Genomic DNA, 13,989 nt, shown 5'->3' on the forward strand with positions numbered 1-13,989 from the left:
TTGCTTACAATGCTGAGCATTTGATCGCTGGATTATTGTACTGGACGATCTTTCTAAATTGATGGATATTGCTACACTTGCGCCCTTTGTGACTTCGTCTTGGGGTGTCTGGTGTTTGAGAAATTAGCTGAACAAAGTTTAGGATTAATGGGCTGGGAAATTGACAATCATTGGGATCTGAATATTGATCAATGTGTCATGATTGCAGCTCCGCACACCAGCAACTGGGATGCGCTTTATGCACGTCTGGCCCTAAAAGCCTTAGGGGTTAATGTACGTATCACCATTAAAGACAGTTATATGAAATTACCCTTTGGTCCTTTTGTACGTGCGATGGGTGGAATCGGGATTGACCGTCGTGTTAAGCAGCAAGGTCAGGAGCGTCCAAGTATGGTTCAGCTCATGAGTAATCTGTTTAAGACACATCCTAAATTGGTGATGCTGGTGACCCCTGAAGGAACACGAGCAAAACAGGAACAATGGAAAACCGGTTTCTATCATGTAGCGACGACTGCAGGCGTGCCGATTGCTTTGGCTTATATGGACTATGCCAAGAAAAAGACCGGGGTAGGAAAAATTGTTTATCCAACAGGGGATTATGAAAAAGACATGGCGGAAATCATGGCTTTTTATGCTGGAATTCAAGGTAAATTTCCGGAAAAATTCAGTGTAGACCAGCGTTATATGACAGCGGAATAAATAAGTTGCTTGCAAAAATCATAAAATAAGGCAGGATTTTTCTGCCTTTTATAACACATTGTTGCAAATTTCTCCTTTTTTCAGTGCTATATTAAATTTCTTTATTAAAATCATAGAGAAACCCCTTGAGATCGTTGCTGCTTGCATGTGGCTTACTGGCCACAACTCAATTGAGTCATACAGAGGTGTTTTTGCCGACAGTGACGGCTGGGCAAACGGAAGTACCTGAAATTGGCAGCGGTATCGGTTTACTCGACCAGCAAAAAGAAAAATTTATTGGCGAAAAGGTGTATCGTGAAGTCCATCGTCAAATGCCAACCGTGCAGGATGCATGGCTGGAAGATCAGTTTTTACAAGTTTTCTCAGGTATTTTAAGCCAGACTCAACTGGGCCAGCCGATTGGACTGGTGATTGTAAAAGATCCTCAGATTAACGCTTTTGCAGTACCGGGTGGCTTATTTGCCTTAAACACCGGTCTGATTACCTCAGCAAAAAATCTGGATGAAATTGCGGGCGTTATGGCGCATGAGATCGCGCATGTGGCACAACGACACTACAGCCGTTCACAAGAAGCATTTAAAGGGCAGGGCTTACTGGCATTGGCGGGGATTCTTGTCGGTGCCGCCATTGCCTCTCAGGCAGATAGCAATGCGGGTTCGGCGGTCATGCTGGGAACTCAAGCTGCATTGATGGACAAGCAGTTGAGTTATAGTCGTAATCAGGAACGTGAAGCAGATCGTATCGGTATGCAGTTTATGTATGCTGCTGGCTATAATCCGCAAAGTATGGCGGACTATTTTGAAACCATGCATCGTGCGACCAGTCGGGTTAGCTTTTTACCAGACTTTTGGTTTACCCATCCTTTAACCACTGAGCGTATGAGCGAAGCACGATTGCGGGCGAATCAACTGCCGAAAGTTAAATCAAAGATTTACGATCTCGATTTTGAAATTCTAAAACTCTATACCTTGGTTGTGTCTAATCAGGCGACAGAAATCCAGTTACAGGCACTGGCCAACCAGAACAATACTGCAGCACAACTTGCACTCAGCAAATTCTATTTAGAGCGCGGTGATTATACGCAGGCTCAGGAAAATCTGGATCTGGTTAAAACAAGATTAAAAAATCATGTGCTGATTCCCTTGATCCAGACGGATATTTATCTGGGGCAAAATAAAATAGAGCAGGCCAGTAATAGTATCGTTTCAGTACAAAGAACCATGCCTGAAAACCGGGCATTGTCTTATAAACTGGCAGAGGTGTTGATTCGTCAAGGACAGGTCGCGCAGGCACAAGCTTTGGTACAACGCTTTATTCATAAGAACCAAAGAGATATTGAAGGCTGGCAATTATTGCAGCGTGCTACTAATCTGGATAAGAGTTCTTCGCTGCAGGCAATTAATGTGCTGTGCTATCGTGCAGAAGCCGAGTATTGGTCGGGATATGAGGAAAATGCGATTAAATCGATGCTGCATGCCCAGCGCTTGGCAAAAGGAAATCTGGCTATGTCAGCCAAAATTGACTCGCGCCTAAAACAGATGCAAGATGAACGGCGTATGAAAATCTAAAACCAGCTAAGACCCCAAGGAAAATAAAATGATCAAAGGGCAATGTTTGTGTGGTGCGGTGCGGTATCAATATCATGGGGAAATTGAACACAGCATCTTATGTTATTGCATGCATTGCCAGCAGGCTCAAGGTGCTATTGCAGGCTGGAACAGCCCACTTGAGCAAAGTAAATTTGAGCTAATTTGCGGACGTGAGCAACTGAAAGAATATTTTCATACACCTAACAAGGCACGCGTGTTTTGCCAAAACTGTGCCAGTCCGCTTTATTCTTATCATATTGATTTGCCGAATGTCATCCGTTTACGTCTGGGTACAGTGACGGAAGGTGATATCCCTGCACCGAAAGAAGAATTTTTTCTTGAGCATAAACCAAATTTTATTGAATTAAGATAAGATGGCCTGCGTAAGCAATGGCTGAGCATTTAGAACATTTATGAAAAAGATTTTAGTTTTAATTTGTGCATTAAGTGCAGTGGGGATGAGTTCAGCAGCTTCTGTTGAGCAATATGTAAATGCAGTCGATAAAATTCGTAGTAGCTATGCACAGGACATCCGGAGTTTTTTACGCAGCTTGAATCCCCAAACCTCACAATTTACGCCTGAGCAGCAGGCCAAATATTGCCAGATAAATCAGCGTTATATTCAGGATATGTCGGATGCGATCGAACAAAATCGCTCATCATTACCGGCACAATATGCCAGTATGACCAGACAGGATCTCATCAAGCAGGTTGCAGAATCGAAAGAGATGCAAATGCTCGCAAAATATCATGTTCAGTGTGATTTTAAATAAAACAGCGGCTTTGGGTTCATTGTGGAAATGAATCCAATTTTTGAATTGAATAAATTATATAAAGGGGGGAATTAAGCAGATTAGCTTAATTTTGCTTTAATTTTAGCAGATACTTGTGCAGGATCGGCACGCCCGGCTATGATCGGACGTAGAGAATTCATCACCTTACCCATATCTTTCATGCTAGTAGCTTCTTGAGCAGCAATCGTTTGCTCAATGATAGAATCAAGCTCTTCCTCAGTCATAGCTTCTGGTAGAAATTGAGAAATAACCTCAACTTCGGCTTGTTCTTTACTAGCTAAATCATCACGACCAGCGCCTTGAAAGGCTTTGATCGATTCTTTACGTTGTTTAATTTGCTTTTCAATGACCGCAAGAACCTGAGCATCGTCAAGCTCTATGCGCTCATCGACTTCGATTTGCTTAATTGCTGCCTGTACACCACGAATCACCGTTACTGTTGCCATATCTTTGGCACGCATTGAGTTTTTTAACACGTCAGTAATCTGGTTTTTTAAAGTATTCATAGTCTTCAGCAGTCAATCACAAATTAATTAGTAAAGGCGAGTAGTACGTACAGATTCGCGAGTCAATTTCTTTTGATAACGCTTAACTGCAGCAGCTTTTTTACGCTTACGTTCTTGAGTTGGTTTCTCATAGAATTCGCGCTTACGAACGTCAGCTAAAACACCCGCTTTTTCGCATGAACGTTTGAAACGACGGATAGCTACGTCTACTGGTTCGCCTTCTTTCAACTTAACTTGTGGCATGTAAAATCCTCTAAGATAATGGATAAGATCTAACGCACTATGCACTAGATCGCAAGTGAAGGTCAGTATTTTACTCATTTACAACTCAGATCACAAGTCTATAATAGCTCGGATATTATTTTTGATCGTTGTAAAGGCAGTTTAATGATTGTTTTGGGCTTGGAAACTTCGTGTGATGAAACTGGGTTAGCACTCTATGATAGCGAGCTCGGCTTACGTGGACAGGTTCTCTATAGCCAGATCAAACTGCATGCTGAATATGGCGGTGTGGTGCCTGAACTGGCTTCACGTGATCATGTTCGTAAAATGATTCCCTTGATGAATCAACTGCTTGAGCAAAGTGGTGTCACCAAGCAAGAGATTGACGCAGTGGCTTATACCCGTGGCCCAGGTCTCATGGGCGCGCTTATGACGGGTGCGTTATTTGGTCGTACCTTAGCCTTTGCGCTGAATAAGCCTGCGATTGGTGTACACCATATGGAAGGTCATATGCTGGCACCATTACTTTCGGAAACTCCACCGGAATTTCCGTTTGTGGCTTTACTGGTTTCTGGCGGGCATACCCAATTAATGGCGGCTTATGGTATTGGTCAATATGAATTACTTGGTGAATCAATTGACGATGCTGCGGGTGAGGCCTTTGATAAAGTCGCGAAAATGATGAAGCTACCTTATCCGGGTGGACCGAATATTGCGAAGCTGGCGTTACAGGGCGATGCACAAGCTTTTGAATTCCCGCGCCCAATTTTGCATCAAGGTCTGGACTTTTCTTTTAGCGGTCTGAAAACAGCAGTTTCAGTACAATTGAAAAAGCTGGGTGAAGAAAATCGGGATGCGGATGTGGCGGCATCTTTTCAAGAAGCGGTGGTCGATACACTGGTTAAAAAATCTGTGAAAGCTTTAAAGCAAACGGGTTTAAAGCGTTTGGTGATTGCCGGTGGTGTTAGTGCCAATATCCGTTTGCGTGAGCAATTAGAGACGTCACTGAAAAAGATCAAAGCGCAGGTGTATTATGCCGAGCCTGCGTTGTGTACCGATAACGGCGCCATGATTGCCTTTGCCGGATACCAGCGATTAAAGGCAGGACAGCAGGATGGTTTGGCGGTAACCACCACACCGCGCTGGCCAATGACCGAGTTAAAACCGACCTAAAATGGAACTTATCATTTTTGTGGGTGGGCAAGCTTCAGGTAAATCAACATTCTTTAAGCAATATTTCTCTGACACGCATATTCGTCTCAATCTTGATATGTTGAAAACTAGACATCGTGAGAAAATATTGTTTCAGGCCTGTTTGGACGCAAAACAGAAGGTTGTTGTTGATAATACCAATCCGAGTAAATTAGATCGAAAAATATATGTTCATGATGCAAAAAATGCTCACTTTAAAGTGATTGCTTACTATTTTGATAGTGGTCTGGATGATGCTCTTTTACGAAATGAACAACGTCAAGGTAAGGCGAAAATTCCTAGAGTTGGTGTGATTTCTACGTTTAAAAAGTTAGAAGTCCCTGAGCTTAATGAAGGTTTTGATGAAATTTACAGCGTTTCAATTGATCAAGAAAATGATTTTAATGTGAGCTTGCTGTATCAAAGAGAACAATAATGAGATTTGAAGATTTAGATACCAGACTAAGAAAATATGAGACGGCTTACGATTTTTGTATTCCGCCCGAAAATTATATTGTCGTAAGGTTGGATGGTCGTGGGTTTACACGGTTAACTAAAGAGATCTGGCAATTTGAAGCGCCATTTGATGTACATTTTAGAGATTTAATGGTAGAAACCACAACCCATTTATTACAATGTGGTTTTAATATCGTTTATGGTTATACCCAGAGCGATGAAATTTCTCTTTTATTCCATTACCGTGATGAAAGTTTTAATCGTAAGGAACGCAAAATTCTTTCTATTTTAGCAGGGGAAGCCAGTGCAAAGTTCTCTGTTATGCATGGTCAAATGGCTACTTTTGATGCTCGAGTTTGTGTTTTACCCAATTCGCAATTAGTCGATGACTACTTCCGTTGGAGACAAGAGGATGCTCATCGAAATGCATTAAATGCACATTGTTATTGGATGTTAAGAAAATCAGGCCATGCAGTCGGTGCGGCAACGGAACAAGTTAAGGGATTAAATCGTCAAGAAAAGCATGATTTACTCTTTTCACAGCAGATTAATTTTAATGAACTCCCTGCATGGCAAAAACGTGGTACAGGTGTTTATTGGAAAGATGTTGAAAAAACGGGTCTGAATCCGAAAACTGGTGAAACTACACAAACGACAAGAAGGCAGTTAGTTGCTGATTTTGATTTGCCTTTAAATGAATTCTATAGTGAATTTATACGTCAAAATTTTTTTTGAAAATATTTTTATGAACAAATCGTTCATAATGGAGTTGTAAGTTGAAAATTTCTTATATTTTTACATGTGGCCGATTAGAATCTTTATTTAAAATTCTATGCCTCACTCAAAAAGGTGAGGACAAGGTTGCATCAAAAGAAAAAATCGTTGAACAATATCGGAAAGACATCGCTTTAGGTCGACCATTTGAAGAAACTGAACTTTATCAATTAATTGAACAAAGTGAAGAAAAAATTATCATTAATCGCTTAAGTAATATTCTGCGCGAGAAACCGACTCAGCAGAAGAGCAACTTTGATGCGGATGAATATAAGACAGGTGCATGGTCTGAGTTTAATGATTATAAGCTGGCAGTTCGTTTTTCTAATGCGAAAACTGAGTTAAGTGAAAAGCACTTTGCGAAAACTGGTGAATACATGACCAGTCGTGGTATCGCAAAATTGACGGGTTTTAATCCAAGTAACATTAAGAATATGTTGCACCATAAAAGAAGTGTGGTCAGAAAAATGCTAACCACTTTAGAAAAGTTAGCAAGAGAGTATTAATCTTTCAGTTGGATGGTCGATGCAGAAATTTTTTTGCATCGATATTGCTCAATATTTTTAATGATCAAATAATTTCAGTATTTTTTAATAATATATAAATAAAAAGGAATCGATCATGTGGGTGATTAAAGCAGCCAATGGCTGTGCATGGTTAAGTATAATTATAGTTGTCGCAGCAGCAATTTTTTCAATTTATGTTCTCAGTATTCCATGTACAACTGATCGAATCTGTGAAATGCCACCCATTCATTTATTCTTTTTGCTGGCATGGATTATTTCAATTATCTGTAATTTTATTGGCATCATTTTTTCGATCATTGGATTGAAAAAAGATGAACCCATTAAAAAACTAGCCAAAGTAGCATTGTTCTTTAATGGGAAAATCATTGCTTTGAGCTTTGTGTGTGCTTTATTACTATTTATTGATTTTAATGGCTTAGCAATTTTTCTAAGTGATTAACTGTAAACGATCAGCTTTAGACAACACTGCCAGACACACAAAAATCAACACCATACCCAGCCAGCCAATAGGTGCCAGTTGTTCGCCAACCAGCAAGACGGCAAATAGTGCTGCAACCAGTGGTTCAAATAAGGTCAATGTGGTGGCGGTACTGGCTGAAATAGTTTTTAGCGCATAACCAAATAATAGGTAGCCGAGAAACATCGGGATCAGCATCATATAACCCACCACATAAAGATTTACCGGTTCATCAAACAGGTTGGTGCCGGTAAAAAATAGGGTCGGTAATAGAATTAAGGCCCCAAAACCGAAAATCAGGCCCATAGAGGCTTTGGAGTCGACGCCGCGATCAATCATCTTTTTTGCAGCCCAGGAATATAGAGAATAGGTCAGGGCAGCGATCAGTCCGAGAATAATTCCAATGCTTTTCTGATCTGTCTCAATGGTATGTATTGATCCTTGAGAATGAGATTCGCCAATGGATAATAGTAAAACGCCGGCGACACCAAAAACGAAACTGATAAACCATTTACCAGAAAGTGCTTTTTTATCAAAAAACTTTTCCAGTAATGCGGTAAATAAAGGGGCTGAACCGATTGAAACCACGGTGCCAATGGTAATCCCCGCCATACGCATCGATGAATAGAACGCTAATGGATAAATCGCGACTGAGACCATACCGATCAATAATAATGGATAGTAAGCGCGAATATGGGGTAAGTGGTTGCGAATATCTTTATGGGCGAGTAAGGCTTGTAACAACCCACCACCACCCATGGCAATTGCGCCGATGGCCAAAGGGCTTAAATTCGGTGCATAGGACGCAGCCGTCCCTGTGGTTCCCCATAAAATAGAAGCCACTAACACCGCAATAAAGCCGTAATGAGCTTTTATATTGATTGAGCTATTCAATTTGTAATCTCTTGTTCTAATAAGCGCTGAGCCATGTGTTTGGCTGCAAAAACCTTGTCGCTGGAACTTTCCAAACCTGCGCGGGCAATCGATCCTTCAAGAAGAAAAGAAAGTAGTAATGCCAGTTCTTTGACTCGCTCAGCATCGTGAATTAATTGATTTAAATGGCCGGCTAAAATTGCTTCAATTTCGTCTTTATGGTTTTTGACAGCTAATCGCTCAGGGCTATAAGCAGGAAATTCTGCTGCCGCATTCAATAAGCCACAGCCACGAAAACCGTTTTCATAGGCAAATTCGGCATGATCCTGATAGGCATCAAAAACCGCCAGAATTCCATCTAGAGGGGTTTTAATCTGGACTTTTCGTTTTTCATATAAGTCGAGCCATTCCTGATGACGTGCTTCGATATAGCAGGTGATCAGATCTGACTTGGTAGCAAAGTTATTATACAAAGACATTTTCGCTACGTTGGCTTTCTCTGTAATGCTATTGATGCCTGTATTACTGATGCCATCGTTATAGAACAGGGTAGATGCTGCATCCAGAATTTTTTGTTTTGCTGATTTCGAACTCATTGTAAAATTACTTATGTATACCGATCTACCTAATATTAGGTAAAAATTCTTTTATTCGCAAGTATGAATCCTTAAACAGACAGTAATTTTTTTAGCGATGAAGCGGCGAAAGAAATGAGAGAGTAGATAAGCCTTTTATTATTTTCAAAGGCTTATCGCTATATTCACTGCTAAATAGAAGGTTTATTGAAATGCTTTCTGGTCTTCGACATCCACATATTCAATATAACCACGGCCCTGAACTGGCTGACCTAGATATTCACCTGTATAAGTGTAGGCGCTGGCATAACCCACACCGTGTCCATAACGGAACGGACTGTCAATTTCAGCAATGATCTCAAGTACCTTTTGACCGGCATTATCTTTAACAGACCAGCTAAATTGTTGTGGCAGACGCATGTTCTTGCCGCTTGGCGAAACATGACGATCAGATTGATAACGGGTGACCTTGAACTCAACATCGGTATAGACTTCAGCCGGCTTGTCGGTATGGCGAACATGCAATGTATAGGCTGCGGGCTGCCCAAGAATATCGGCTTTGGTCAGCAGTAATTGCGTGGTCTCGGTTAAGTTAATAATCTGATAGGTAAAGAAATCAAGCGGTAATTTATAGGGTTCAGGCAGGAGTTTTTTCACCATGCCATGTGCACCTGTTGCGCGGGCATATTCATAAGTACATAAGCCCTCAGCAGGTGTTTTTTTGCCCTTATACTCAAGTTGGCCTTTGAAGCTGGCTAATAGACTGAAATGATCGTAAATCGGGGTTTTGATAAACCATGAAATTTGTTCGCTGACATCCAGCTCGAATTCAAAGCTGAGGCCATGATAAGCCCCTTTGAGCTGAATATTCGGTAATGTGCCTTGAATTGAAACCTCTTCGCCCAATTCAATCAAGGTCCCATCTTCCTGAATATTCGCATTTTCAGGCATGATATAGGCTTTTAACAGATGTTCATCTACAGCAGCCGTGCTTGAAAAGAAGGTTGCGCTTTCTCGTGGATCACCCACTGTAATATCGTCATGGTCAAAGGCCAATGCACCAGGCGTACCCAATAAAATCATGATATTTAAATAACGGTGCGGTTCAGGTAAGAGCGGAAAGAAAATTCCATAATGCGTCCACGTGTAAAATTTTTCGTCTATGCGTGGTCGAATAATTTCAGGGGTGGAAAAAGGGATTGTTGAATACTTGACTGATTTATCTAATGTGTTCTGAGCCAGTAATAAGCTTTTGCCCAAAATTTTGCTGGTCAGGGAAGTTGGTGGCAATTGTTTTTTCATCTCATTTTCCTAAACTCTATTTACGCAGGGAAGTAGGTTAGGGAAAACAATTGCCATTGCTAAGCGGAAATGAGGACAAAACCAAAGCTTTAGAGGACAACTCACTATTTAACTTTTTAGGTAATTTTTTCTAAATTTTGTGAACCAATCCAATGTTTTGAGAACTGATAGGCGGCACGTCCGGAACGTTGTCCACGGGCCTGACACCATTTTAGGCTTTCACCACGTACCAGCTCGTTATATTCCAGATTCGCTTTCACGATATAGTGTTCAACGATTTCTAAATAAAGCTGCTGATCCATAGGATAGAAGGATAGCCATAAGCCAAACCGATCCGAAAGTGAAATTTTTTCTTCAATGGCTTCCTGTGGATGCAGTTCCGTATATTGCGGCACATCGACTTTGCGTACCGGAGTATTCTCGTGCATAAATTCAGGCAATAAATGACGGCGGTTACTGGTGGCGTAAATAATAAAATTGCTTGAACCCGATTGCAGGGAACCATCCAGAACGCTTTTTAGACTGCGATAGTTTTCATCTTCGGCATTAAAAGCCAGATCATCACAATAGACAATAAATTTCTCAGGACGCCCTTCAATTAGCTTTTGAATTTTAGGCAAGTCTGACAGATCATCACGTTCAATTTCAATTAAACGTAAACCTTGCGCTGCATATTCGGTAAGCAGGGCACGTACAATCGAAGATTTCCCCGTGCCTCGAGAGCCAGTGAGCAATACATCATTGGCAGGCAAGCCATTCAGGAATTGTAAGGTATTCTGGATAATCTTCTCTTTCTGGCGTTCAATCCCTTTTAAATCTTCCAGATACATCTGCTTGGGCTGCTGTATGGCGACCAGTTGTTGATTTTCCCATCGAAACGCGATCGCAGAGAAATCAGTCGGCTGTCTTGGTGCAGGAAGAACTTGCTGCAGTTGTGTTAGGACATTCGATAAAGACTGGAGAATAGATTCGGGTAAATCAAGGATCGCCATAAATACAAACCAAACTTAATAATGAATAGTGATACTAACATTGCTATTTCTGAAAGAAAGAAGATCTCATCAGAAATATCGAAATAAATCGATTTTACCCTTGATTGTTACAGCAGCTTTTTGCATTGTATAGGTGCAAGAATTCAAAAAATATGCTGAAAAACAGGATCGCGAATGTTCAATAGAGTTCAGGAAAAAAAGAATACATATCAGTCGTATAGGGTTGATATGTTGCAAGAACACTTACGGCACGCAAACTCTTATGATGAATGGAAGGAAATTGCACTAAAACTGGACGAAGAATCGGGTCATGAAGTATGGAAATATGACAATGAGTCGCCTTATTTTGATGCCGAAATTTTATCCAAGCGTTATAACCTATTAAAAAAGTATCGCACTCAGCATCGGACACTTGATCTGATTTATGTATTAAGAGAAGGCTTGTCTTATGACTTTGCCAATATTGGTCATCCAATGTTATTTGCGCAAACCTATATCGGAACAAAAAAGATTATTGAAAATTATGTCGAGGAAATGAGTGACTGTTTTCGTTATCTTGCCTCTAGTGAATGTATTACCTTTCAGTTAAAGGAAAAAATCCAGTTTTTTGAAGAATGCCAGAAAGCCTATGGACAGCCAGCCCTGATGTTTTCTGGTGGCGCTACCTTGGGACTGTTTCATACCGGCGTATGTAAGGCCTTGCTCGAGCAGGATTTAATGCCACGGGTATTGTCCGGTTCCAGTGCGGGGGCCATCATGACTGGCATGTTAGGCGTCTCCACCTCGGATCAGGTGCCCGACTTGCTCAAAGGAGAGCATTTTTTTAGTGATGCATTCAAGTTCAGGAAAATAAGTGAACTGGTCAAGGGGCGTGGCGGTCTTGCCGATGTCATGTATTTAAAACAGTTCCTGATGCAAAACCTGGGCGACGTCACCTTTGCTGAAGCTTATCAGCAGTCCAACCGTCATATTAATATTGTGATTGCTCCCTATAACACGGCGCAAAGTCCGCGGATCATGAATGCATTAACTGCGCCGAATGTGTTGGTATGGAGTGCAGTACTGGCTTCTTGTGCTGTCCCGGTGCTATTTCCACCTGTGCATTTGACCAGTAAACGTTATGACGGACAGCATACTCCATATCTGGCCAACACCAAATGGGTGGATGGCAGTATGCGTAGCGATTTCCCGCAGGAAAAAATGGCACGGCTGTATAATATTAATTACACCATCGCCAGTCAGGTCAATCCGCACATTGTGCCGTTTATGCAAAGTGATTCTGAACGGTTCCGTAGAGATGTCTTGAGCTGGCCTGAACGGATTGTGCGCCGTCAAGGCAAAGCAATTGCACTGGAAGTGATGGATCTGACACGTAATTATGTGGGAAGTTTTTTCCCGATCCGCCGTGCGCTGGATCATGGCTACGGTATCCTGGGACAACGTTATTATGGTGATGTGAATATCATTGCCAAATACGGTTTACGGCACTATTGCTATATGCTGAAAAATCCACGACCAAAACTGTTCAAAATCTTGCAGCGAGAAGGTGAGCGGGCAACCTGGCCCAAAGTTTCTGCCATTGAAACCCATGCGCGGATTGGTAAAACCATTGAGCATTGTTTAACATCATTGCGAAAGCAGGAAGAAAAGCAGCAGAATGAGTTTTACTACGTGGATCTATGATCCCAAGATTCAACTTAAAAACTTAACTTTAATGACCAAAGCCCAAAGCTATGCCTTTGGGCGACGTTTATATACTTTTGAAATTAACCAGCAGCAATATTGGCTGAAATTCCACCGTTCAAATACCCATACCGGTTTAAAACAGGCTTTATTAGACGAGCTGGAGTTTTACCAGCAGCATGCCGGGCAACACTTTTTGTTAACGCATCAGATCGTTCAGCTTAACCCGTTCACATCCCTATTGGATTGCGATGGTGATGAAATAGGCTTGATCACGCTTGCTGCACAAGATTTTTTTACACCTATGCAGGATTTGAGCAATATTGAAGAGCTACGGCAAAAGCTGCTGAAGGCCTTAGATGCATTAAATGAGTTGCATCAATCGGGCTGGATTCATGGTGATTTAAAGGCAGAACATTTTCGCTTATATGATAACAGTTGCAGGCTGATCGACTTTGAACAGACCGTTAGGATAGGGCAGTCCATCACGACGCTAGATGCAACACCGCATTATATGGCCCCAGAACTGTTTCAGGGCGCAGGCAAGAGCGTGCAAAGCGATTTATATGCCTTCGGTATTATTGTTTATGAATGGTTGACACAAAGCAGATTACACGCCAAAAGCTATCATGATTGGGCGATATTGCATTGTCAGCAACTCCAGAGCCAGCTTCCTGAACAATTACAGTGTTTTTCCCCCGTGTTAAAAGGGTTGCTGGAGAAACATGTTCAACATCGATTTGATTCTGTTGATGCGATAAAAACTCGCCTCAATACGCTAAATTTGCTTTAAAAGTAAACATAACACCTTGATTTGAATATTATATGTTCATTTGAGTGGTTTTTTTAAAAGAAAGACTTGTCATGAACAACGTTTCTCTCTAATATGCATACCCATCGGGGGCGTGGCGAAATTGGTAGACGCACTGGATTTAGGTTCCAGCGCCGCAAGGTGTAAGAGTTCGAGTCTCTTCGCCCCCACCAAATTTAAAAAGCAAGGTTACCTTGCTTTTTTTATGGTTAAGTCTTTTAGGCTTTAATCATACGGTTATAGAGGATTGGTGTAATGGTAGCATGACGGTCTCCAAAACCGTTCGTCAAGGTTCGAGTCCTTGATCCTCTGCCAAATCTGAAAAGGACTTTTTATAAAGTCCTTTTTTTATGTCTGTTATTTTCTCAGTTGTATATTAAAAAAGCATTAGGTTTCATAGACATGTTTTTTTTATAAAAAAGGCTTGTCATGAGCAAAGTTTCTCTCTAATATACACACCCATCGGGGGCGTGGCGAAATTGGTAGACGCACTGGATTTAGGTTCCAGCGCCGCAAGGTGTAAGAGTTCGAGTCTCTT

The 13,989-nt window shown here is 41.4% G+C and carries 17 protein-coding genes and 2 tRNA genes; 13 read left to right on the top strand and 6 right to left on the bottom strand.

What is annotated here, in order from left to right; translation table 11 throughout:
• Positions 1–111: 111 nt before the first annotated feature.
• From ACINWC323_RS03005 to ACINWC323_RS02990, 4 genes are all read left to right on the top strand, one after another.
• Positions 112–699, top strand: a complete 588-nt coding sequence (locus ACINWC323_RS03005) for a 1-acyl-sn-glycerol-3-phosphate acyltransferase (RefSeq protein WP_005231431.1) — start codon at positions 112–114, stop codon at positions 697–699.
• Between the two features lie 155 nt (positions 700–854).
• On the top strand, positions 855–2,267 hold the full coding sequence (locus ACINWC323_RS03000; RefSeq protein WP_371873703.1) for a M48 family metalloprotease: 1,413 nt from the start codon (positions 855–857) through the stop codon (positions 2,265–2,267).
• 28 nt (positions 2,268–2,295) lie between these two features.
• Positions 2,296–2,661 (top strand): GFA family protein, encoded by a 366-nt coding sequence (locus tag ACINWC323_RS02995; RefSeq protein WP_009514870.1) that lies wholly within the window; start codon positions 2,296–2,298, stop codon positions 2,659–2,661.
• A gap of 40 nt (positions 2,662–2,701) precedes the next feature.
• Positions 2,702–3,061 (top strand): hypothetical protein, encoded by a 360-nt coding sequence (locus ACINWC323_RS02990; RefSeq protein WP_005231428.1) that lies wholly within the window; start codon positions 2,702–2,704, stop codon positions 3,059–3,061.
• 80 nt (positions 3,062–3,141) lie between these two features.
• On the opposite strand, the gene ACINWC323_RS02985 is transcribed toward ACINWC323_RS02990, so the two are convergent.
• Complete coding sequence (locus tag ACINWC323_RS02985) at positions 3,142–3,588, bottom strand: GatB/YqeY domain-containing protein (protein ID WP_004652784.1); 447 nt, start codon at positions 3,586–3,588, stop codon at positions 3,142–3,144.
• Positions 3,589–3,615: 27 nt separating this feature from the next.
• Positions 3,616–3,831, bottom strand: coding sequence for a 30S ribosomal protein S21 (rpsU, locus tag ACINWC323_RS02980; RefSeq protein ID WP_004652785.1), 216 nt, complete (start codon positions 3,829–3,831; stop codon positions 3,616–3,618).
• A gap of 144 nt (positions 3,832–3,975) precedes the next feature.
• Here rpsU and tsaD point away from each other — a divergent pair, with 144 nt between their 5' ends.
• The 5 genes from tsaD to ACINWC323_RS02955 all read left to right on the top strand — a co-directional run bounded on the left by tsaD (position 3,976) and on the right by ACINWC323_RS02955 (position 7,197).
• Positions 3,976–4,983, top strand: coding sequence for a tRNA (adenosine(37)-N6)-threonylcarbamoyltransferase complex transferase subunit TsaD (gene tsaD / locus ACINWC323_RS02975; protein WP_009514876.1), 1,008 nt, complete (start codon positions 3,976–3,978; stop codon positions 4,981–4,983).
• Position 4,984: 1 nt separating this feature from the next.
• Positions 4,985–5,437, top strand: coding sequence for an AAA family ATPase (locus ACINWC323_RS02970; RefSeq protein WP_005231426.1), 453 nt, complete (start codon positions 4,985–4,987; stop codon positions 5,435–5,437).
• A complete protein-coding gene (locus ACINWC323_RS02965; protein ID WP_009514896.1) occupies positions 5,437–6,192 on the top strand; it encodes a tRNA(His) guanylyltransferase Thg1 family protein in 756 nt (251 codons plus the stop codon). The genes ACINWC323_RS02970 and ACINWC323_RS02965 overlap by 1 nt, the downstream gene beginning before the upstream one ends.
• A 41-nt stretch (positions 6,193–6,233) precedes the next feature.
• Positions 6,234–6,737 (top strand): hypothetical protein, encoded by a 504-nt coding sequence (locus ACINWC323_RS02960; RefSeq protein ID WP_005287343.1) that lies wholly within the window; start codon positions 6,234–6,236, stop codon positions 6,735–6,737.
• 115 nt (positions 6,738–6,852) lie between these two features.
• Positions 6,853–7,197: a hypothetical protein gene (locus ACINWC323_RS02955; protein WP_009514875.1), complete on the top strand. Its 345-nt coding sequence runs from the start codon at positions 6,853–6,855 to the stop codon at positions 7,195–7,197.
• On the opposite strand, the gene ACINWC323_RS02950 is transcribed toward ACINWC323_RS02955, so the two are convergent.
• The 4 genes from ACINWC323_RS02950 to ACINWC323_RS02935 all read right to left on the bottom strand — a co-directional run bounded on the left by ACINWC323_RS02950 (position 7,186) and on the right by ACINWC323_RS02935 (position 10,957).
• A complete protein-coding gene (locus ACINWC323_RS02950; protein ID WP_009514937.1) occupies positions 7,186–8,109 on the bottom strand; it encodes a DMT family transporter in 924 nt (307 codons plus the stop codon). The genes ACINWC323_RS02955 and ACINWC323_RS02950 overlap by 12 nt on opposite strands.
• Positions 8,106–8,684, bottom strand: coding sequence for a TetR/AcrR family transcriptional regulator (locus ACINWC323_RS02945; protein WP_009514874.1), 579 nt, complete (start codon positions 8,682–8,684; stop codon positions 8,106–8,108). The genes ACINWC323_RS02950 and ACINWC323_RS02945 overlap by 4 nt, the downstream gene beginning before the upstream one ends.
• 183 nt (positions 8,685–8,867) lie before the next feature.
• The gene (locus ACINWC323_RS02940) at positions 8,868–9,965 is read right to left on the bottom strand and encodes a DUF6670 family protein (RefSeq protein WP_009514941.1); all 1,098 of its coding nucleotides are present in this window, start codon (positions 9,963–9,965) and stop codon (positions 8,868–8,870) included.
• Between the two features lie 116 nt (positions 9,966–10,081).
• Positions 10,082–10,957 (bottom strand): ATP-binding protein, encoded by an 876-nt coding sequence (locus ACINWC323_RS02935; protein ID WP_009514882.1) that lies wholly within the window; start codon positions 10,955–10,957, stop codon positions 10,082–10,084.
• 174 nt (positions 10,958–11,131) lie between these two features.
• Here ACINWC323_RS02935 and ACINWC323_RS02930 point away from each other — a divergent pair, with 174 nt between their 5' ends.
• From ACINWC323_RS02930 to ACINWC323_RS02915, 4 genes are all read left to right on the top strand, one after another.
• Positions 11,132–12,640 (top strand): DUF3336 domain-containing protein, encoded by a 1,509-nt coding sequence (locus ACINWC323_RS02930; protein WP_032881697.1) that lies wholly within the window; start codon positions 11,132–11,134, stop codon positions 12,638–12,640.
• Positions 12,615–13,433 (top strand): protein kinase domain-containing protein, encoded by an 819-nt coding sequence (locus ACINWC323_RS02925; RefSeq protein ID WP_009514923.1) that lies wholly within the window; start codon positions 12,615–12,617, stop codon positions 13,431–13,433. Before ACINWC323_RS02930 ends, ACINWC323_RS02925 begins: the two co-directional genes overlap by 26 nt.
• Positions 13,434–13,539: 106 nt before the next feature.
• A tRNA-Leu gene (locus ACINWC323_RS02920) sits at positions 13,540–13,624 on the top strand.
• A gap of 68 nt (positions 13,625–13,692) precedes the next feature.
• Positions 13,693–13,766: transfer RNA gene (locus tag ACINWC323_RS02915), tRNA-Trp, on the top strand.
• Positions 13,767–13,989: the final 223 nt, after the last annotated feature.

Origin of the sequence: Acinetobacter sp. WC-323 (assembly GCF_000314615.1) — a bacterium.
Taxonomy (GTDB): Bacteria; Pseudomonadota; Gammaproteobacteria; order Pseudomonadales; family Moraxellaceae; genus Acinetobacter; species Acinetobacter courvalinii.